Genomic DNA, 19,487 nt, shown 5'->3' with positions numbered 1-19,487 from the left:
ACGCCGAACAACTTCCCGGTCGCTTCGGAATCCGTCGTGCCCGAGACCGGCTGAGTAATCTCCACCACGGCATCGATCCCGAAGTCGTTCGCTTCCCAGCGAGTTACTCGCCAGGGAGCCATAGCCTCTTCCAGGAGTCGCCGTGATTCGGACTCCGCCTCGAAGGTTCGCGGTACACGAGGCAGATTCTTCTTCGAGGAACCCCCGGTGCGTCTCTTGCCCGAGGAGCGCGCCTTTGCTGTCTTTCGCCCGTTCACATCAACCTGTCTATCAGGTAGACCGGCGCGACGCGAGCAGGGTTCGCGCCCTTCGCTCTCAACAACAATTAGTGCGCGTTTTTACGGCCGATGTGGCAGAAAAACCATGCGGTGTTAGGCGGAACACTTCCTTTCACCAACTGTGCGTGTTTTCGCGTGCTGGAGTGGGATAGCGATGCTTTGAGAAGGCCTATGAGGTCGGATTGTCTGGAGTATACCTACGTGCCATGTGAGCCATTTCGTATACCATCCTGAGCAGTTCGGCTGTGAACATGACCGTGCTTTCAGCGCGGGCGGCGTCGCTGGCGGCCAGCCGATGAGTGGCTTGATTCCCATGGCGCCGAATGAGATCGACCCAGGGCTTCATCGGCGGCGTCACGTATCCCAGGGATTCCAGCGCGGCCAAGTATGCCGCAAAACTCTCGCCTTCAGGAGCCCCCTTATCAACAGCGACGTGCATTAGGATCTTTCGGCAGACTAGTTCTGCCGCAGTGTAGGCGTTAACCTGCAAACAGCGCCTGGCTTCCTCGTAGGCGAACTGGACATCATCCGGAAGCCCTTCTATCGCAGGGCCAAACTTGATGGCCGGGAAGACGACGCCCTGAACCTCAACGGATCCTAGAGCGCATTCCGGACACGCCAACCAGCGATTTACGCGAGTCCCGCTCTTAGCCGTGTATACGGCGACCACCGCTCCCGCGACACGAGTGCCGCAGTGACCGCAGGTATACCCGAACCACGCGTCTTCACTTGTGCCGTCGAGCTTGGTGACTCGCCGATGCCCATCAAATCGAATCATGTGTTCTCCGCATTGTTCTGTGGTGCACGCCTCGCCTGAGCGTCTGGTTCTTACTATCCAATAGTTCGCGGATACCGCAGCGCTAGGCTTCGATCGGCGAGCGATCGCAGCCGTCTTAGTGCGGATTCTTCATATGGCAGGTCGAGAAACGCCCAGACCTCCTCTGGAGATCGGAAGGACCCGAAAACGAATATCCAGTTGTGAAGTAGAATGTGGATGTGGTTTAGCAGTTGTTGCGTGGATTCAGATAGCTCAGGTGGTTGGTTACCCTCATGTACCAATTGATTTCTGAGACTCTGCAAGTGCAGCAACTCCTGCCTGATATAGCTGTGGTTTGCACGGGCAGGATAGCAGGCGAGGGCTCTCTCGACGTTCGTGTCATACGCGCCGTTGAGTCCCCCGGTCAGGTATTCGAAAACTCTCCAGAGACCGTGAAACGCGTCGAGCGGTTGTGCATGATCTAGAGCTCTTACATAGGAGACTAGGCCGTCCTGAACGAAATCGAGGACATTAGAGGCCTTCAAGATATTCGCTACCCGACGCTCAAATTTGAAGAGGTTGCTCTGATTGCCTTCCCAAACTTGATTCGCACCGATGAGGGCCGCCTGATTGTATTGGAACGCACCGGTGGGCACGTGAGTGCTGGAATCATGCAGGGTTGCGAGAGGGCCCATTGTGAGGCGGGAGAGTGGTTTCGGGTGTGCCCCTAAATAGAGTTTCCAGGTTCCGTGCAGGATGGACAGATTCCAGATGCCACGTAGCACGTCAAACGAATGAGTCGCGCGACGAAGGGCCATGTTTTCGGTCCTTCCGTACGCGTGTACCGTCACCCACTTGAAGTGGGGTGAGTCGTAGCCCCCGGGCAGGGCATCAGACAAGTAGTGGTTGATGGCAGTGAGGTCCCACTTCTGGATTCGGTGAAACCTGCATGCGCCGCAAGCGAGGATTCTGGACCGAATTCGAGCGTCGTGAGGAAGAGAGACCGACGTTTGAACTACGAATGGTTGCCAGGCGCGGGCGTGGATCTTTGCCGCTTCACGCTGAATGCTCGAGAGTAGATTTTCCGGGGTGATGCTCTTTTCGGCTGCTATCGCGCCAATTCCCCGTCCGATTGCGAGGTGACGTTCCTCAGGTTCTAGACCTGTCGGCCACTCCAAAGCAGAGTAGAGGGTTGCTACCGTCGCGTGCACCCTAGTGGTGAAAGCGACTCCCTCTCCACCTTCAAACTCGATGCGAGGGTTCGCCCCGCTGCGCCTGCACTCCGAGACGCGAGCGACAATAGAAGCTGCATCAAACTTCTTCTTCCAGGCTGTCTTCTTCGGCATGGCGGCGCTTTGTGCGAGCCCGAGGACGAGGTTACACCTTCTCAATCCTGGGAGCCTACGAAGCCGCAAGATAGCGCAATGTCGGCGCCGCATGGACCTCGCAGCCGCGCGAGCGCTTGCTGAGGTCCGCTTTGGCTATGCCAGCGCCCTTGAGCCCCTGATCTCCGGACTCTCCTCCGCTGAGGACGCGCGACGCGTGGCCCCGCGTCGGTTGTGATTCAATCGAGCAAGGCTTTGGGGAGCGGCGGATTGTCGGGGGTCCACCCTGTAGCCAGGTGGAGTCCGCGTGCCCAACCGGCGTGTTGCCGTCGAAAGGAAGGCGGCGCACACTTGTGGTTTTGCAGCCGTGTGGAATTAGCTGACGCAGCCTAAGGCAGATCGCCCCGGGTTGGCTTCCGCCTCAAGGAGGCGGGGGGCCGCAGCGGAACTCGGGTTGATCGTCGGAGGAGGGGCCGCCGGGGGCGCCGGTGGTCCAGTAGCACCAGATCCCGCCGCAGGTTGGTGCGGGGTTGTTGCAGTAGTGCTTGTGCCAGACGAGGCTTGGGTTGCCGGTGCTGCAGCTGCCGTGCTTCTCATCGGTGCTGGCTGCCGGCACCCAGGGACCCCACACGCCGTTGCTGCCTTGGAGTTGGCAGCGCGAGGGGCTCAAGTCTTCGCACGCGTAGCAGCCGGCTTCGCTGCCGCCGTAGAGCTTCGTCGAGCAGTCCTCGACGAGGGAGTCGATCTGACACGCGCCGGCGCTGCACACCGTTTGCATCAGCTGCTGACCGTTGCACTTGAGGCCGCACGTCTCGAGGCGTCCGTAGCGCTGGCATTTGTTGCCCTGGCAGATTTGCGAATAGACGTGGGTTTGGGGGGGAGAGCCACTGCCGGTGGCGCACACGTTGTGGCAGTCACTGGTTTGCGTACACGGGTCGCCTTCGCCGCCCATCGAGCCGCCGCTCCCAGCCGTGCCCCCCGTTGCCGTGCCGCCGGTTCCGCTGCCTGCGGTAGCACTGCCCCCTGTGCCGCCGCTGCTCATGCCGCCCGCCGACGTTCCTGCGGCGCCGCCGGCTCCGCTACCTGCGCTACCGCCGCTGCTCATCCCCGCGGTACCGCCAGCGTTTTGCCCTGCGGAACCGCCTGAGGACATCCCGGCGGCTCCAGCGCTGCCTCCTGTTCCAGCGCTGCCTCCCGTTCCCGCGCTACCCGCGGCGCCTCCGCTTGGGTTGCCTCCAGCTCCCCCGATCGTGCTGCCCCCAGCGCCACCGGATCCGCCAGCGCCTGCGCTCGTGGCACCGCTGCCGCCCGCACCTGCGCTCGTACCGCCGGAGCCGCTGTTCCCGCCAAAGCCGCCTACGCAGCGACCCAAGCAATCGTTCGGATCGAGGCGCTCACAGGCGAAGCCTCCGCAGTCGGCGGAGTCTCGACACTCTCCGATGTTGCCTTGCACGCACTGCCCGTCGCAGCAGTCGAAGACGCCCCCCGCGTCGGTCTCGCACTCATCGCGCATCTCGCACTGCGCCCCGGCGTCTCCGCCGGTTTTGCGCTTGCTGCTGCTGTCTCCGTCGCATGCGGTGTTGAACCCCAAGCTAACTACAAGAACCACGCCCAGCGCGCCAAGGCGCGCGCCCAATGCTCGTCGCTTCCCCATGCTTCAACCCTACGTGCAGCGAAGAGGAGGGGTCGGGTGATAGATAGGGGATGCGGGTCGATTCGCCGACGAACCCTTGCCATCCAAACGACAGCTATCCGTCGAACTAGCCCGCAGGCCCGCGAAGAGGCGAGTGAGTTGTCTGCTCAGCCGTTGGGGGGTAACGATTGGGAGCTGCGCGGCGAGGGTGCCTTTTATTGCCGTGCGGCAATATTGACCCCTGTGGCGCCCCGCCGGGCGGGAGCAAAGCGCGCGTTGTTTTCGTGACTCCGGGGGTTGGGCGAAAGCGTTTCGCAGGGCAGTGGCGGCACGTGTGCTATGAGGCGTCGGTGCGTCGATTGCGACTACCTACCGCAGCACTCCGCGTCGGTCTTGTCGTCGCGTTCGGAGTCGCGATCGGAGTCGGTTCGCATACCTTTCGCTATGCCGAAGGGTTGTCGTACCTGAAGACGGACCCAGACGCCTGCGCCAACTGCCATATCATGCAGCCTCAGTATGACGGCTGGCAGCGCGCCAGCCACCACACTTCTGCAGTATGCGTCGACTGCCACCTGCCCGCGGAGTTTCCTGCCAAGTACGTCGCAAAGCTCGAGAATGGGTGGAGGCATGGTGAGAAGTTCACGACCCAAACTTTCGATGAACCCCTTCGAGTAGGACCTGCTGGAGAGCGAATCCTGGAAGCGAACTGCCGACGCTGTCACGACGCCGTCGTCCGCGATTCGTTTGGAGAGAGCCATGGCAGCGGGCTCATTGTGGACCCGAGCCACGATGCCAGCCTGCGCTGCACACACTGTCACGCCGGCGTTGGACACGGGGTTCGCGCATTAGTCGGGGGCCCACAGAGTTCAGCCTCGAGGAAGTAGAGTCATGACGAGCAATGCATCGGAGCTTCGCTGGTACCAACGCAAGAGCGTCCTTCTCGGACTGCTTTTGGCTACGGCAGTGGTTTCCGGAGGGATAGCTGCCCTCCTGGTGAATATCTCCGAGCGCCAGGCTGAAAAGCGCCACACGTTTACTCGAGTCGTGGAGGTCACTGAGCAAGACACAGATCCTGAGAAGTGGGGGAGGAACTGGCCAGCACAGTACGACAGCTACCGGCAGACGGCGCAGAGAACGGCGACGCGCTTTGGAGGTCATGGAGGCAGCGAGACCCTGCCAGCGCAGAAGATCGAGCGTGATCCGTGGCTAGCCCGCATGTTCCTGGGCTACGCCTTTTCGATTGATTACCGGGATCGGCGGGGCCACGCCTTCATGCTGCACGATCAAGAGTCAACGAAGCGCCTGACCAAGCCGCAGTCGGGTTCGTGCCTGCACTGCCACGCTTCCATCATGCCGCTCTACCGCGAGCTCGGCGGTGGTGACGCGATGAAGGGGTTCGAGACGAGCTACAAGTACTCTTACCAGGACCTCAACAAGCGGCTCCACGATTCTGGGCATGCACACCCTGTGAGCTGCCCCGACTGTCACGAGCCGACGACCATGCAGCTCCGGGTTACCCGTCCTGGATTCATCCAAGGGATCGCCGCGTTGGCGAACTCCGAGGCTGGGGTGCCCGCCATACCCTCGATCGCTCGCTGGCGCGAGGCCGGCCGGAAGGGGACGTACGACCCGAACCGAGATGCCACTCGCAACGAGATGCGCTCCTTCGTGTGCGGCCAGTGTCATGTCGAGTACTACTGCGCGAAAGAGATGACACTTACGTTTCCTTGGGGGAATGGGCTGCGCGTCGAGGACGCCGAGAAGTTCTGGGATGAGACCAAGTTCGCCAATGGTGACCAGTTCTACGACTTCAAGCACAAGGAGACGGGTGCTGCGGTCCTGAAGGCGCAGCACCCCGAGTTCGAGATCTGGAGTCAGGGCATTCACGCCCGTGCCGGAGTATCGTGCGCAGACTGCCACATGCCTTACATGCGGGAGGGCGCGTCGAAAGTCAGCGACCATTGGGTGCGGAGCCCACTCTTGAACGTCAACCGTGCGTGCCAGTCATGCCACCGTGCTGACGAGAAGGAACTGCTGGGACGAGTCGATGGAATTCAAGAACGCCACCATGAGCTGCTGCAACGCGGAGGAAAGGCGATCGTCGCCCTGATCGATGCCGTGGTCGCCGCGAAGGCGGGGGGAGCCACTGACGATGAGCTGAAGGCAGCGCGGGACCTTCAGCGCAAGGCGCAGTGGCGCTTGGATTTCGTGGCGGCGGAGAACAGCATGGGGTTCCATGCTCCTCAGGAAACGGCCCGGATTCTGGCGCTCGCCATCGACTACGCTCGACAAGGGGAGCTTTCAGCCGTGAAGCGGAGTGTACCCTCTGTTGCCGCTCCTGAGGTGCCGCCAGGCGCGCCAGCCGCCTCCACCGCGGCTCCAGCGGGTTCTGAGTCGCCTGGACACTAGACAGCGGTTCGAGAGTGGTCGAAGCTGGCAGCGTGAAGTTCATCGTCTTCTGGGCAGCTGGCGTGATCGTCGTGCTGCTGACCTGGACGCTCCCAGCGTGGGCAGCCGGGTGACCCGCCTGAAGTAACCCTAGCCTCCCGGGTGGAGGTGAGCGCCGATCCCACGATCTCTCAGCTGGCCAACTGCGCCTGAGCCTGACGGGCACAGGTACGCGTGTTGACGGCAGCCACGAGGTCGATCCGGACCAAGTCGAGCAAGGCGCAGAAGAGGTCCAGACCCACCAGGTGTCTCAGGATATCTTCGAGTTCACGCCGCTGGTTGCCCTCGCGCTGTCTTCCCGCACGGAAATCGAGCTGTCGCTCCCGCTTCGCATGGTGAAGGCGCACGCAAGCTTTCTTGATGCTGAAGGCAAGGAGGTGCCGGACTTCGAGAGCATTCATCATCGAGATGAGACGCTCTTCGGCCCAGGGGACCTGCGGCTCCTTAGTCGTTATCGCTTGGTGCAGCCCAGTCTGTCTTCGACGCTGCTCTTGGACCTGCGATTTGGCGCGTCGCTGCCAACCGGTAGGACTGAGCCAAATCCGTTCGCTTTGGGGCGGCAGGGTATCAAACACCAGCATGCCTTCTTCGGGAGTGGGACCGTAGACCCGCTGTTGGGAGTGGAGGCGTCGACTGGCATCGGGCCGCTCTTGATGAGCGCCTGGTCCAGTGCTCGCGTCCCGTACGCCACGAATCGCCACGGCTACCGGGGTGGTGCGACCTTTAGCCTTGGCGTCAACGCACACTACGACTTTGGCATTTCCACGTGGAGTTTCTTTGCCGGCCCGCAGCTGTATCACGAAGGTCAGGCGAGCTGGGAGAACGGGCGGGAGCCCGCGAAGAACAGCGGACGGACGGATCTGATCGCTGGTGTCGGGGCAGCCTGGCGCCAGGTGGAGTCGACCGCGGTCGAGCTGTCATTCAGCAAGCCGTTTACTCTGGACTCACAGGGCGGGCAGATGGAGATCCCTGTATTCGTCAGTTTAGGTATTTCCGGGAGGTTCCACGCCTGGGGAGAGCCGAAGGGCGACGAGGGCCACGAGGATGAGCATGGGCATGACGACGAGCATGGGCATGACCACGGGCAAGCTGACGGCCACGGGCATGCTGACGAGCACGGGCATGCTGATGAGCACAACGCTGAAGGTCCCGATCATCCGGACCGAGACGACGTCCGTGATCTCGCGCGCGGCGGCATGTCTTTCGACCTGGCCAAGGCGACGGTACCCGGGAAGGTGACGGTGATCGACTTCTGGGCGGAGTGGTGTCACCCCTGCGGACACATTGATCGCGCGCTCCGGGAGCTCGCTTCGACGCACCCGAACCTCGCGGTTCGGCGTGTCGAAGTGGTCGATGCAGACTCGCCGGTCGTGCAGCAGCACCTGCGGGGCGCAAAGGCTCTGCCGGTTGTCTGGATCTTCGACGCAGAGGCAAAGTTGGTCGCGCGTCTGGAGTCGACGGATGCTGACCGAGTTAGACGTGTCCTCGAACGAACGCTGGAGCGCTTCGCTCATCCAGAGTGAACTCCCAGTGTGGAAGTCGGTTCGTCGGAGCAGGTAACTGAGCTATCTCCGTAGTCCGGCAAACAGGCGAGCCAGAGGCTCGCGCGACACATGGGGCACAATACTCGGCATGCACTCCGCGAGGCGCGTCGCGAGGTGCTCCTGTTCTTTCCGCGTGGCGACGAGCTGCGCCAGGGCATCTTCTGCCGATAGACTCAGCCCACGACCCCAGTCCTGCTTGAGCCACTCTGAGAACTCGAGTTCGATCAAGCTGGAGCTTGGGTTGTAGCGGATCCTGATCGCGTCGTAGTCGTGCCCCGTCCACGGCTCGACCCACTCCGTGGTTTGTTGCTCGACGGCTTCGCGCCACGGGTCAATCTCCCCCAAGTCACAACAACAGCCGGGCACGCTGAAGAGCTCGCCTTCGACGAACACGACGAGCCCCCCATCGAACGCACTGAAAGCTTCCTCGAGATCTTCCACTCCGGGAAACTCCTCGCCGTCTTCCAGGGTGGTGTCCAGGGCGTGCTTTGCCAGCGCTTCCAGGGAGTGCGGATCGGCGAGCTGAGCTAGCTCGTAGAACCAGTTGCCCGGGCGCGACTCTGAGACCGGCCTCAAGTGATCGAGCCCGGCGTCCCGGGCGCACTGGCGCTCGTAGTCCCTGAACTCTTCTTGGCTACAGTTTGCGGCAGGCGCGGCTCGCTCCGAGAACGAGAACACCGTGATCTCCACGACCGGGAGGATCTGCACTCTGGAAGTCACCGCGGGAGTTTAGTCGTGCTGTATGACTGGACAAGCGCCGAAGCTCGATTGCGGGAGATGCAGCCTTGATGGTTCAACCCTCCGAACGTTTCCTCGAGGTTTTAGCTGGAGCGCGCTCCAGCATCGCGTTGACTTCCAAGATCGTGGCGGCGTCTTCGACGGTTTTGGTTGTCACTTCACTTCGTGCGGCCAGCCATTGCGCCACCGTGAGCCAGCTCCAGACCGGAGAAGCGCCGACTTTGGTCTTCGGTGGTGGAAAGCCGTCTCCGCGTTCGCCTCTCACCCACAACGCTACTGCCTGACGTGTCTTGCCTGACCGCTCAGCGATGGTGTTGGCGTTGGCTAGGTCATCGGGGACCACTCGAAGCACGCGGCTGCCGATGTTTGCGCGGCGCACGTCGCGGATCGCGGACGTTATCGCTCCCTTGAGTGAGGGCGCTTCGCGGTCGAACTCCAATTCGTAGACCCCTCCCGAGACACTCAACAGCGCATCGTCGCAACTCCCACCATAGAGGTGATCGGCAGCGGTTTCCTCATCAACGTTGGGTTGGCTCAGGAGCAGCGTGAAGTTGTGACTTGGCATGATAAGAGAGGATGACGGCGTGTTGACATTTGTCAACGATGTCTCTCAAAGAGACTCTGGACGAGACGAATCCCCTCCCCCTCAACAAGATAAGAGAAGCTACCAACCACCGTAAGGCACCGTCAGCGCTTCCATCAGGTGGCCATCGGGATCCTTGAAGTAGACACCGCGACCGCCGTCGTGGGTGTTGATTTGTCCCGAGCGGCGCAGGGCGGGGTCAGCCCAGTACTCGAGACCTCGCGCTTGGATGCGCTCGAAGATCGCGCTGAAGTCTTCTTCGCTGACGAGGAAGGCGTAGTGCTGAGCTGCGATGGGCGGCTTGACTGCCATGTAGTCGAGGGACACGTCGTTGTCGAGGGTCACGACGTGGAAGTGGCCGAAGCGGGTGGGAGCTGGGCGCCCAAATAGTTCCGCGAGGAACAACGCGGAGCGAGCTTGGTCGGTGCAGTGGACGATGGTGTGGTTGAGCTTCATGGCTGGCTGTTTTCCGGAAGGCGGGCGTCGCCCCGAAGCGTTAACCTTTGTGCCCCGCTGCGCGTCGCTCAAGGGTACGCGCTAATGCGTTGGATTCTTGCTCATTCATCAGGCGCTCAGAATCCCGACACCGTTGTAACTCACACCTCGGCGCCTCGCTCTCCATGATGAGTGGCGTGCCGGTGCTGACGCCGGCGGTAACTTTCCCCACGATAGGAGAACTCGAGAATGTTCGACATCATGCATCGCCTGGGTGTTCAGGCCTCGCCCCGTGCAGTTTATGATTCCCTCGCCGACTGCCAGCGCTTGAGCGACTGGTGGACTAGCGACACCACTGGCGACGCTGAGAAGGGCGGCGTGATCCACTTCCGCTTCGGCGAGCGAGGCGGCTTCAAGATGAAAGTGCTGGAAGCCACTCCAGAGAAGCGCGTGGTTTGGGAGGTGATCGAAGGTCCTCCGGAGTGGGTAGGCACGAAGGTGATTTGGGATCTCTCCCCCGAGGGCAAAGGCACCACGATTCGCTTCAAGCACGCCGGCTGGCGCGAGCAGGTCGACTTCATGGGTCACTGCAGCATGAAGTGGGGCACCTTCCTGATGAGCCTCAAGCAGCTGCACGAGGCTGGCAAGGGAGCGGCGTTTCCCAACGACGTGCTGATCAGCATCGACTGGGACTGAGACACGCAAGGCGCCTCTCGTATTCGGGAGGCGCCTTGTTGGGGTAGGCTGCCTCGGCAACGAGTTCGCCTGCACCTGGCTCAGCAAGCAACCGCTGAAGTAGCTCAGTCGTCTCTGGCGCCGAGCGTGCGCTGGAGGTCGACGTAGCTCAAGACCGCTCCGATCACACCCAGCGAGCCGAACAACAGCCCCTTCCACAGTGTACCTGGCGGCTGGTTGACACTGCCGAGGATCAACGCCGCTCCAAACGGACCTGCGCCGACGACGCCGATCAGGTTGAAGAGCGCTGCGTCGACGAACTCCAAGCGACTGCTGTTGGGCGCGGCCCGTTTCCGTGCGGCGTAGCAGAGCGCCACGAAGCGCCAGGTCCCCAGCGCGAAGATACTGAGCCACAGAGCGAGGCTCAGGCTGAACAGCTGGGCGGGGACGGTGTAGACGCTGATCAGCGCTGCCAAGAGCGTGTAGGTGACGCAGAGCACCAGGCCCACTTTGGCGAGACGGAGCCAGCGCATGGTTGTCAGTCTACGCGCCCTGGCGTGAATGGTTTCGCCAAGTGTTTCTACTCCAGGATGGCCGAGAAAGGGCACCACGTCTCGATCACGTCGCGCTCGCAGCCGTTCGAGCAGTCATAGGTCTCCGCGCAGTCGGGGTTCTGGCGGCAGCCGCAGCCGCAGTCGTCCCCAAAGCCTTCGGTGTTGGCGGGACAAGCGTAGTCGATGACCGCGCACTCCTTGGGGTCCCTCGCTACGTAGCTGACGCCACTCAGCTCTTTGCAGCCGCCACAAGCCTTCTTCGTGCAACCCCAGCCAGTCGCGTCGGGGTTCGCGATACACTCGCACTCGTTGCAGTCGTAGGCGTCGAGATGTTTGCTCCCGACGCGGAACAGTCGGCCGTACAGGCTGCAGCTCGGGTTCGGAGGAGGTTCCGTGTCCCAGCAGCCGCTGACGCAGTACTGGATGGTGTCGAGCACGCTGCGCTGGCTGCCCTCCGCGCAGGGATAACATCCGTGGGGATCTACGCAGGGCTTCCCGCACTCGGGTGTTTCGCCGTTGCCAGAGGCAGTCGCTCCCGCGTCCCCCCCGGTCGCGGCTGAGCCGCCGGAACCACTGGCGCCACCGGAACCACTGGCGCCGCCACTCTCAGGCCTCCCTCCGGTTGCGGAGCCCGAGCATCCAACTAACAAACACGCTGCCCAGAGCCAGGTCACTCTCATGCTGAGAGGATAGCTCAGCGCCTAGTTCAGTTGTCTGGTGGATCGAACAACATCATTCCACTGAACAGGCAGCTGAACGCCGCGCGCTCGTCTTGGCGCAGGTCGCGACGCAGCCACACGCGCCCGGGCGCCACTGCCTCGGCAGCGGCGAGGCCGGAGTCTCCTTCAATGCGATAGCCGATCGCGTCGCTGACCCGTGCGCCGCCCTGGGCGTCGTGCACCGAGGTGATGACCAGCGTCTCTTTCCCGAAGGTCACGTTGCCAACCGCCTTGCCGCCGTCACCTTGCAATCGGGCGTTGATGAACTCGCCGCTCTTCGCTTCGCAGCGGCAGGTCAAGACGCCATGCCGAGAAGTGATGCTCATCGATCCAAAGTTTGCCTCGCCCTTGTTTTGACGATAGGCGCACAGCCCTTCGTAGGCGGGTGAGTCACCGCCGCCGAACTTGTAGGTGTATCCAGCGCGTAGGTTTTCGTGAGATTGATTCCCGGAGGAAAAGGTTTGGCTGGTGGTCCAGTCACGGTCGACGGCCGTCACGGCGTAGGGGCCGAGGTTGAAGCTCTCGTCGATGAGGGATCCGCGCGCGCTGCTGCGGCCGCTGGTCTCCAGGACTTCGACGTCCTGGCCCAAGTCCGATGGGGCGGCCATGCGTAGGGGCGTGCAGGCGCCGAGGGCCAAGAAGGCGAGGGGGAGGAGGGATTTGGGGGTGAGGGCAGTCAAAGCAAGTCTCCTGAGATGTTCTGAGTTACGGGGACAAATAGCCGCCACTTCCTCCGCGTTAAGCAGACGCGAGTCTTCAGACGTTTGGTCGAACGCCGCGCGACTCTTAGTGCCTTGACAACTTCGGACTCCTAAGTTAGGACTCCGAATATGAGTCCGAAGAAGCGTTTGCCCTACTTCGAACAGCACTCGGAACCCATCGAGGCGCGAATTGCGACCGGGCTACACAAGATCGGGCTCGCCCTGAAGCAGCAGGATTGGCAGCAGGCGAATCAGGCCGGCCTCTCGCCGACCCAAGGACAAATCCTTGGGCTACTCGTCGGGGAGGGACCATTGACCGGCTCTGAGCTGAGTCAGCGCCTGGGGGTGACGCTGCCCACGATCAGCGAGTCCGTGAAGGTGTTGGTGGCGAAACAGCTCGTGGTGAAGAAGCCGGATCCGCGGCATCCGCGAGCGAGCTTGCTCGAGCCGACCAAGCAAGGCGCCGTGTTGGGGACGACCGCGCGCGCCTGGCCCGAGTTCCTAGCGGAAGCGGTTGGTGAGCTGAATGCCAACGAGCAGCAAGCGTTCTTCGCGGGAGTCGTGAAGATGATTCGAGGGCTGCAAGAGCGCGGCCAGGTGCCGCTGAGTGGAATGTGCGTGACCTGCACCCAATTTCGTCCGCATGTCCACAAGGGGAAGGCCCCACATCATTGCGCGCTCGTAGATGCTCCCCTCGCCGCAGCCCAACTGCGGATCGATTGCCCGGAGCATGAGCGCGCGGAGCCTGCCCAGCGTGAAGCCGTGTGGGCGCGCTTCTGCGCAGACGCTTAGTCGTCCAGGCTTCCCCAAGTAGTTCCGTGCGGATAAACATGCGGAGCTGTGCACGCCTGCGGGCGCGGGTTGACTCACAGCGTCCGGGACCACCTCGGATGACTGCACAGCGGAGCTATGCTCCGCGGGAGTATTAGCAATGACCTCGATCCCTGGTTACACCCACGGGAGCAGCAGCCTGGTGCGCTCTCCCATTACGCTCGCCGACTTTGATCGCATGCAAAAGAGCGTTTTGTTCGACGCCGAGGACGTGCGTTACCTGCACATGTCCCACGACGTGGTCAAAGACTACGTCGAAGAAATCCTAGATGTCTGGTACGGCTTCGTGGGGAGCCAGCCGCACTTGCTCGCCTCGTTCACCAACCCGAAGGATGGTCAACCGATACCGAAGTACCTCGAAGCCGTGAGGAAACGCTTCGGGCGCTGGATCCTGGACACTGCCAGCGCACGTTACGACCAAGCTTGGCTCGACTACCAACACGAGATCGGGTTGCGGCACCATCGCACCAAGAAGAACCAGACCGACGGCGCCGACTCCACGGCGATCGTGCCCTTCAGGGACTTGTTCGCCCTGGTCTTCCCGGTCACCTTCACTCTGCGTCCGTTCCTGGGCAAAGCGGGCCACTCATCTGCCGACGTCGAGCGGATGTACCAGGCTTGGCTCAAGGCTTGCCTGTTGCAGGTAACGCTGTGGAGCCACCCTTATGTGAAGGACGGAGACTTCTAGACCCAGCGCGGGGCGGCCCCTCGAGAGAACACCAGCTCAACCGGCCGACAATCCGCTGAGGCTGGTTACCCCAGGGAAACCTGCGACGAGGAACCGCCCCGATATCCCATGGCAAATGCCCCGTCCGTCGACACCGGTGTCGAGACTACCTTGAATGACACAATCGGTGCATCGAGGGGCCCTTTGCACGCTGTGACATCACGTTGCAACGAAGCAGCGGACGGGCTTGAAAATCGCGGGAGCTAAGGACACAACCAGAGTGTGGCCGGCAGCTCCAATCCTCCACGACCAGCCCATGTGCTGTTGGTCGACGACGAGCCGATGTTGCTCCGGGCGCTGACGCGACATCTCGAGCATGCCGGGTACGTCGTGACTTGCTGTATCGACGGTGCAAGCGCGGTGGAGGCCCTGGAGGAATCGACGGTCGACGTGGTGATCAGCGATGTCGCGATGCCAGAGATGAGCGGCATCCAGCTCTTGCGCGCGATCCGTCGCCGACATCACACCATCCCGGTCGTGCTCATGTCTGGCGCGCCAGATGTGAAGTCAGCGGTCGAGGCACTGGAGCACGGGGCCTTGCGCTACCTGTTGAAGCCAATTGCGGCTGCAGAGCTGCTACAGGTGGTGGGGAGGGCGGTGCGACTGCGCGCCCTGGCCTCCGTCCAGCTCGAGACGCTTACGGTTTTGGGGACTGGCATTGGTTGCCCTGGGGAAATGGCTGCGCTCGAGGCAGAGTTTGCTCAAGCCGTGGCCTCGCTGTGGATGGCCTTTCAGCCGCTGGTTTCTGCCAAGCAACGCACTGTGTTTGGCTACGAGGCGCTGCTGCGCACCCAAGGCTGTAGCCTGTACGAGCCCGCCGCCGTACTGACAGCGGCTGAACGCCTAAACGCGGTCTGGGCCCTCGGTCGAGCCATTCGCGCACACGTGGCGCGTCAGCTAGCCAGGACGGAGGCGAGCTCAGTGATGTTCGTGAACCTCCACCCCTGGGACTTGATGGATCCCGAACTCTTTGCTGAGGATGCGCCGCTGACGGCATACGCCGAGCGGGTGGTACTCGAGATCACGGAGCGCGCCGCCTTGGATCGCGTACACGACACCCAAGGGCGCGTGGGCCTCTTGCGCAGCTTCGGCTTCCGCATTGCCGTGGACGATCTCGGCGCTGGATACGCTGGTCTCGCGAGCTTTGCCCAGCTCGAGCCGGACATCGTCAAGCTCGACATCTCACTCGTGCGCGGGATCCACGGCAGCTTGGTGAAGCGGCGCCTGGTTTCCTCGATGGTGACTCTGTGTCAGGAGCTCGGCGCGCTAGTCGTTGCCGAAGGGATCGAGACGGAAGCCGAGCGTGACGTGCTGGTCGACCTCGGCTGCGACCTACTTCAGGGCTTTCGCTTCGCGAAGCCGGGGCCCCCACTGCCTCGAGCCAACTGGTAGCGGCGACGGAGCAGCGCGGCTAGTCCCATCACGACCAACCACGCGCCGCGGGAGTTGCTGTTGGAGGCGAGGTTGCAGTTGCAGCCATCGTCATCGAGCTTCTTCCTGGCGGTGCCGCCATCTGCCTCGATGCCGCCACCGTCGTACTGCTCGTCGCCGCCGGAGCCACCGATCGCGCCTCCGCCGGTTCCACCGCTCGTGCCTCCCGTACCTCCCATCCCTGCGGAACCGCCTGTCCCGCCTGTTCCGCCAGCGCACTCGTCCGCCGTCCCGTCGCAGTCTTCGTCTGCGGTGTTGCCGCAGATTTCAGCGCTGGGCGTGCCAGGGACGGCGTCGCACTCCACGCCGAGTTGATCCGTCGAGCACACGACGAACCCGGAGTTTTCGCAGGCACCGATGCCGGAGCTGCACGTGTCCCCGAGGGTGGGGAAGTCTTCATCGGTGCTGCCATCGCAGTCGTTGTCGCGGCCATCGCAGGTCTCGGTTCCGTTGGGGAAGCTCGTCGGGTCGGCGTCGTCGCAGTCGCTATCGGTGGTGTTCTCACCCCCATCCAAGCAATCTCCGTCTCCATTCTGGTCGATACCGCTCTCGCAGTAGCCGTCTTGGTCGTCATCGATGCGGGGGCCGAGATCGCGATCCCAGGTGGCGAGGCCGCTGAGCTCGAGGAGCCCGGTGCCGTCGAGGGCATAGATCGAATAGCCGCTGCCCGATGACGACGGACCGTAAGCGACGTCGAGGGGTGCTTTCCCCGTGAGTACGACCTCTACTTCCGTGGCTGGCTCGATCGAGCCGTTTCCGTTGGCATCTCGCATGCGCAGCACTTCGCTGGAACGCTCGGCAGCTGCGTAGAGCGTGTTCGTCACGAAGTCGAGCGCCATTGCAGTCGGGTTCTTGCCGGGGATCACGGCGAAGGTGGAGGTCGCCCCCGTGTGATCCATGCGCGTGACGGACGGTGAGGAGTCGTCGGATCCAGTGACGAAGAAGGAATCGTCGATGCCGTGCTCGATCTCGTCAATGTCCGAGATGCCGATTGGGACTTGGCTGACCTGGCCCGCCGGAGTGACCACCGAGATGTAGCTCCTATTGTCAGAAGCGTACACGTTGCCTTGATGGTCGAAGTCCAAGCCTGCCGCGTTACTGGTGCCGCCATCGTCGATGGTGGCGAGCAGCGGCTGCACCGTTCCATCGAGGGCGACACGGGTTATTTCCGCGGGGTATGCGTCGGTCTTGAGGGCGTACAGCAGGTTGTCGCGACCGATCTTGATGTCGCTACGACCGGCCGCAAAGCGCCCGATATTCGCGACTACGAGGCTGATGCTGCCGTCAGTGGCGACGCGGTAAATCGATGCTTGGTTGGCACCCAAGAAGTAGACGCTGCCATCAGGGCCCACTGTTGCCCCGCCCACAGGCCCGTAGGCACTGATGTCGACGTTGCGGGCGATCTGCAGGTCGCTGACCTGCAGGGTCTGAGCGGTGGCTGGTGTGAACCACAACAGGGCGGTGCCCAGAGCGGCGGCGGAAAGGAATCTCGCGTGCATAGGGACTCAATCAAGAGCGCGCATCCGCCTTCTCCTGGGAGGACTGCTGCGCTACTATCTCTTAGCCTCTAGGGCCGTTCAATCTGGATTCGGCAGGCCCAAGACGTTTCCATGCTGGAAGCGTGGCGCGTTTTGCTGTTTCCTCGAGGCAGTACTTTCCTGACTCACAACATCGCGAGCATCTGCGCTTCCGCGCAGCGGGCACGTAGGCGTGCGATTGGTGGCGTAGGGGGCACCACCACGAAGTACTGGCCGGCGCGCGACTTCCACAGCGGAACCGCATCGACGGAGTCGTCCAGGGTCCCAAGGCGCTCAGCAGACGCAGCAAAGTGTTCCGCGCGTCCCTCCTGAAGCAGCAATAGCCAGCTCGCCCGAGCCAACGAGGGAACCTCTGCTTCGAGCAGCGCGCGCGCCATGAGCACGACGCCCAAGGCGCGGGTATCCACGAAGCACACCAGCGGTGCCGGCCCGCTGTCCAGGAAGCGCAGCTTCTTCAGGTGGCTTACGTACGCATCAAGGGAACTCGTTGGTGCATCGATGATGCGTCCCAGATCACCTTCAGCGCTCCAGAGAGCAGTGCGCACGTATTCGTCTTCAGGCAGGCCTTGTGGCGCCAGAATCGGTCGTAAAGACATGGGGCAACTTGCGCCGGGGTGGGGCGCGGAGGGGGAATGCGCGCAACGTAGGGGTTCGGTACTCGTCGCGCTACCACCCTAGTGGGTGTAACCGTCGGCGGATATCGCACTAATCGTAGTTTCCGCCAGGAGCGGCCGTTCCATTCAACGCGACACTCGTGTCGAACACCAACGCCGATGTTCCAGGATTGTTGCTTTATATTTCTATGGGGAAAATGCTGCCAGGTTCGCAGGCGGTGCACCTTGATCGCCGGGATTGGGGGGTGAGGTGCTCTGAAGCAAACCTCCCAGCGCCTGGACAACACTTCTGAGGGGACCAACCAGACGATGACTGCCGTGCGGATGAACCGTGGTCCGTTAACGCGGTGTTTAGCGGACGTAACGTTAGATGAGTCCGACATTCGGCGGATAGCCGAGGAGGGGGACCGGCACCACGTTTGGGAGGAACTGGAGGTGCTGATGGACTCGATGTTGTTCCACCCCAAGCTGGTACACCTGCCGATCGCGTTGGCGGTGCTGATGCCACTCGTCGCGGGCGGTCTGCTAATCGCCTGGTGGCGCCAGTGGCTTCCAGGCCGGGCGTGGGTGATCGCGGTTTTGTTGCAGCTGTTGCTGGTTGGCTCTGGAGTGCTCGCGCTCCAGAGCGGAGAAGCGGACGAAGAACGTGTGGAGCGCGTCGTCGCGGAGACGCACATCAGTGCTCACGAACACGCGGCCAAGCGGTTCGTGCTGGCGAGCGCTGGGGTACTGGGGTTGATGCTGGTCGGGGCGGCGCTGTCTCGCAAGCGGAGTGGTCTCGGGATCGCGGCGGCGTCGGTGGCGGGTACCCTCGGTGTGCTCGCGCTTGGCTACCAAACCGGTGAGGCGGGCGGCCGCCTAGTGTACACCCACGGGGCCGCGGCGGCATTCTCCTCCGAAAATTTCCCTGGGGATAAGCCGACCGTGCGTGCAGCTGGGGCTGAGCACGACGACGATGACTAAGGATGCCTTCAGACGCGGTCACGACGCGCCTCCCCCCAAAGAAAATCGTCGGAGCGGTGCCTTGCGTGGCTTAGTGTTCGTGCTACACCAAGCGGACTATGTCACTGAAACAGGTCGCTCGCGATACCCTCGCGATTTGCGACGCGGGGTCCTACGTTGGCCCCACGGGGGGGCGAGTCGAGATTGGCTCGCAGATCGAGGCGGCGGTCGTAGGGACGCGTCTTTACACACCAAACGAGCTTGATGATCTGCTGGCGTTACCGGGAGGGCCGGGTCCTGCTCCACGCATCGAAGTCAGCGACGAAACGACTCAGGTCGGGGCGCGGCGCTTGGCTAGCGAGGGAGAGAGCCGCGTCGCGTTGCTCAACTTCGCTTCCGCTAGGAATCCCGGTGGTGGATTCATCAATGGCGCCAAGGCGCAAGAAGAGGACGTCACCCGCTGTTCGGCGCTGCACCCGTGTCTCACTTCACCCAGCGTCGAAGCGTATTACAAGGTGAACCGCGCGCTGGATTCCATGCTCTACACGGATCACATCATCTACTCTCCAGCGGTTCCGTTCTTTCGTTCGCGCAGCACGGACCTGATCGACGAGCCGTTTTTTGCTGGGGTGATCACTGCGCCTGCACCCAACGCTGGTGAGGCACTCAAGCGAGACACCGGTTGCTTGCCCGCGGTGGAAGAGACACTCCGTCGCCGCGCGGCCAAGGTACTGATGGTCGCTGCCGATCAGCGGCACCGTGTGCTGGTGCTCGGAGCGTGGGGTTGCGGCGTCTTTCGCAATCAGCCGTCGATGGTGGCCGATGCATTCGGTCAGCACCTCGGTTCCGCGCGCTTCGCTGGCTGCTTCGAGCGGGTGCTGTTCGCGGTGTATGACCGCAGCAAAGACCGCGGCACGCTGGGCGCGTTCAAGCGCCGCTTTGCGACTGCGTAGTCGGACTGGATGCCAGTGCGCGGCTTCGGGTTGCGGACGAATTGTTATGCGGAAATTGAGT

General features: G+C 62.5%; 20 protein-coding genes. 9 read left to right on the top strand and 11 right to left on the bottom strand.

The genetic code is table 11. The features are described from left to right. Positions 1–447: 447 nt before the first annotated feature. From H6718_27395 to H6718_27385, 3 genes are all read right to left on the bottom strand, one after another. Positions 448–1,056 (bottom strand): DUF4145 domain-containing protein, encoded by a 609-nt coding sequence (locus H6718_27395; GenBank protein MCB9589170.1) that lies wholly within the window; start codon positions 1,054–1,056, stop codon positions 448–450. Between the two features lie 53 nt (positions 1,057–1,109). Further along, complete coding sequence (locus H6718_27390; GenBank protein MCB9589169.1) at positions 1,110–2,381, bottom strand: hypothetical protein; 1,272 nt, start codon at positions 2,379–2,381, stop codon at positions 1,110–1,112. A 400-nt stretch (positions 2,382–2,781) separates the two neighbouring features. Further along, positions 2,782–4,014, bottom strand: a complete 1,233-nt coding sequence (locus tag H6718_27385; protein ID MCB9589168.1) for a hypothetical protein — start codon at positions 4,012–4,014, stop codon at positions 2,782–2,784. A 329-nt stretch (positions 4,015–4,343) separates the two neighbouring features. Here H6718_27385 and nrfH point away from each other — a divergent pair, with 329 nt between their 5' ends. From nrfH to H6718_27370, 3 genes are all read left to right on the top strand, one after another. Continuing rightward, complete coding sequence (nrfH, locus tag H6718_27380) at positions 4,344–4,877, top strand: cytochrome c nitrite reductase small subunit (protein ID MCB9589167.1); 534 nt, start codon at positions 4,344–4,346, stop codon at positions 4,875–4,877. A 4-nt stretch (positions 4,878–4,881) separates the two neighbouring features. After that, positions 4,882–6,402 carry an ammonia-forming cytochrome c nitrite reductase subunit c552 gene (locus H6718_27375; protein ID MCB9589166.1) on the top strand — a complete coding sequence of 507 codons (1,521 nt, stop codon included), beginning with the start codon at positions 4,882–4,884 and terminating at the stop codon, positions 6,400–6,402. Between the two features lie 284 nt (positions 6,403–6,686). Next, positions 6,687–7,964 (top strand): redoxin family protein, encoded by a 1,278-nt coding sequence (locus tag H6718_27370; GenBank protein ID MCB9589165.1) that lies wholly within the window; start codon positions 6,687–6,689, stop codon positions 7,962–7,964. 42 nt (positions 7,965–8,006) lie between these two features. Here H6718_27370 and H6718_27365 read toward each other — a convergent pair whose 3' ends face one another. The 3 genes from H6718_27365 to H6718_27355 form a co-directional block, all read right to left on the bottom strand. Continuing rightward, positions 8,007–8,705, bottom strand: a complete 699-nt coding sequence (locus H6718_27365) for a hypothetical protein (protein MCB9589164.1) — start codon at positions 8,703–8,705, stop codon at positions 8,007–8,009. A 73-nt stretch (positions 8,706–8,778) separates the two neighbouring features. After that, positions 8,779–9,288, bottom strand: a complete 510-nt coding sequence (locus H6718_27360) for a hypothetical protein (GenBank protein MCB9589163.1) — start codon at positions 9,286–9,288, stop codon at positions 8,779–8,781. A gap of 99 nt (positions 9,289–9,387) precedes the next feature. After that, positions 9,388–9,762, bottom strand: coding sequence for a VOC family protein (locus H6718_27355; protein MCB9589162.1), 375 nt, complete (start codon positions 9,760–9,762; stop codon positions 9,388–9,390). A gap of 228 nt (positions 9,763–9,990) precedes the next feature. Between H6718_27355 and H6718_27350 the strand changes: the two genes are divergently transcribed. Further along, positions 9,991–10,437 (top strand): SRPBCC domain-containing protein, encoded by a 447-nt coding sequence (locus H6718_27350; GenBank protein MCB9589161.1) that lies wholly within the window; start codon positions 9,991–9,993, stop codon positions 10,435–10,437. Positions 10,438–10,541: 104 nt separating this feature from the next. Here H6718_27350 and H6718_27345 read toward each other — a convergent pair whose 3' ends face one another. From H6718_27345 to H6718_27335, 3 genes are read right to left on the bottom strand one after another with little or no spacing between them, the layout of a single operon-like run. Next, the gene (locus H6718_27345; protein MCB9589160.1) at positions 10,542–10,949 is read right to left on the bottom strand and encodes a hypothetical protein; all 408 of its coding nucleotides are present in this window, start codon (positions 10,947–10,949) and stop codon (positions 10,542–10,544) included. A 47-nt stretch (positions 10,950–10,996) separates the two neighbouring features. Continuing rightward, positions 10,997–11,650 (bottom strand): hypothetical protein, encoded by a 654-nt coding sequence (locus H6718_27340; GenBank protein ID MCB9589159.1) that lies wholly within the window; start codon positions 11,648–11,650, stop codon positions 10,997–10,999. Between the two features lie 26 nt (positions 11,651–11,676). Next, positions 11,677–12,369: a hypothetical protein gene (locus H6718_27335; GenBank protein MCB9589158.1), complete on the bottom strand. Its 693-nt coding sequence runs from the start codon at positions 12,367–12,369 to the stop codon at positions 11,677–11,679. 150 nt (positions 12,370–12,519) lie between these two features. Between H6718_27335 and H6718_27330 the strand changes: the two genes are divergently transcribed. From H6718_27330 to H6718_27320, 3 genes are all read left to right on the top strand, one after another. After that, a complete protein-coding gene (locus H6718_27330; GenBank protein MCB9589157.1) occupies positions 12,520–13,182 on the top strand; it encodes a winged helix-turn-helix transcriptional regulator in 663 nt (220 codons plus the stop codon). Positions 13,183–13,321: 139 nt separating this feature from the next. Next, positions 13,322–13,909 (top strand): protogloblin ApPgb, encoded by a 588-nt coding sequence (locus H6718_27325; protein MCB9589156.1) that lies wholly within the window; start codon positions 13,322–13,324, stop codon positions 13,907–13,909. Positions 13,910–14,170: 261 nt separating this feature from the next. Beyond that, positions 14,171–15,340, top strand: a complete 1,170-nt coding sequence (locus H6718_27320) for an EAL domain-containing response regulator (protein MCB9589155.1) — start codon at positions 14,171–14,173, stop codon at positions 15,338–15,340. On the opposite strand, the gene H6718_27315 is transcribed toward H6718_27320, so the two are convergent. Both H6718_27315 and H6718_27310 read right to left on the bottom strand, forming a co-directional pair. Continuing rightward, positions 15,286–16,878, bottom strand: a complete 1,593-nt coding sequence (locus H6718_27315; protein ID MCB9589154.1) for a hypothetical protein — start codon at positions 16,876–16,878, stop codon at positions 15,286–15,288. The genes H6718_27320 and H6718_27315 overlap by 55 nt on opposite strands. 164 nt (positions 16,879–17,042) lie before the next feature. Continuing rightward, complete coding sequence (locus H6718_27310) at positions 17,043–17,513, bottom strand: hypothetical protein (protein ID MCB9589153.1); 471 nt, start codon at positions 17,511–17,513, stop codon at positions 17,043–17,045. A 459-nt stretch (positions 17,514–17,972) separates the two neighbouring features. Here H6718_27310 and H6718_27305 point away from each other — a divergent pair, with 459 nt between their 5' ends. Continuing rightward, on the top strand, positions 17,973–18,494 hold the full coding sequence (locus tag H6718_27305) for a hypothetical protein (GenBank protein MCB9589152.1): 522 nt from the start codon (positions 17,973–17,975) through the stop codon (positions 18,492–18,494). 98 nt (positions 18,495–18,592) lie between these two features. Next, positions 18,593–19,426, top strand: a complete 834-nt coding sequence (locus tag H6718_27300; protein MCB9589151.1) for a TIGR02452 family protein — start codon at positions 18,593–18,595, stop codon at positions 19,424–19,426. Positions 19,427–19,487: the final 61 nt, after the last annotated feature.

The organism is Polyangiaceae bacterium (assembly GCA_020633205.1).
Taxonomy (GTDB): Bacteria; Myxococcota_A; Polyangia; order Polyangiales; family Polyangiaceae; genus JAHBVY01.
The sequence above is the reverse complement of the archived record's forward strand: the minus strand, read 5'-3'. Positions and strand labels throughout refer to the sequence as shown.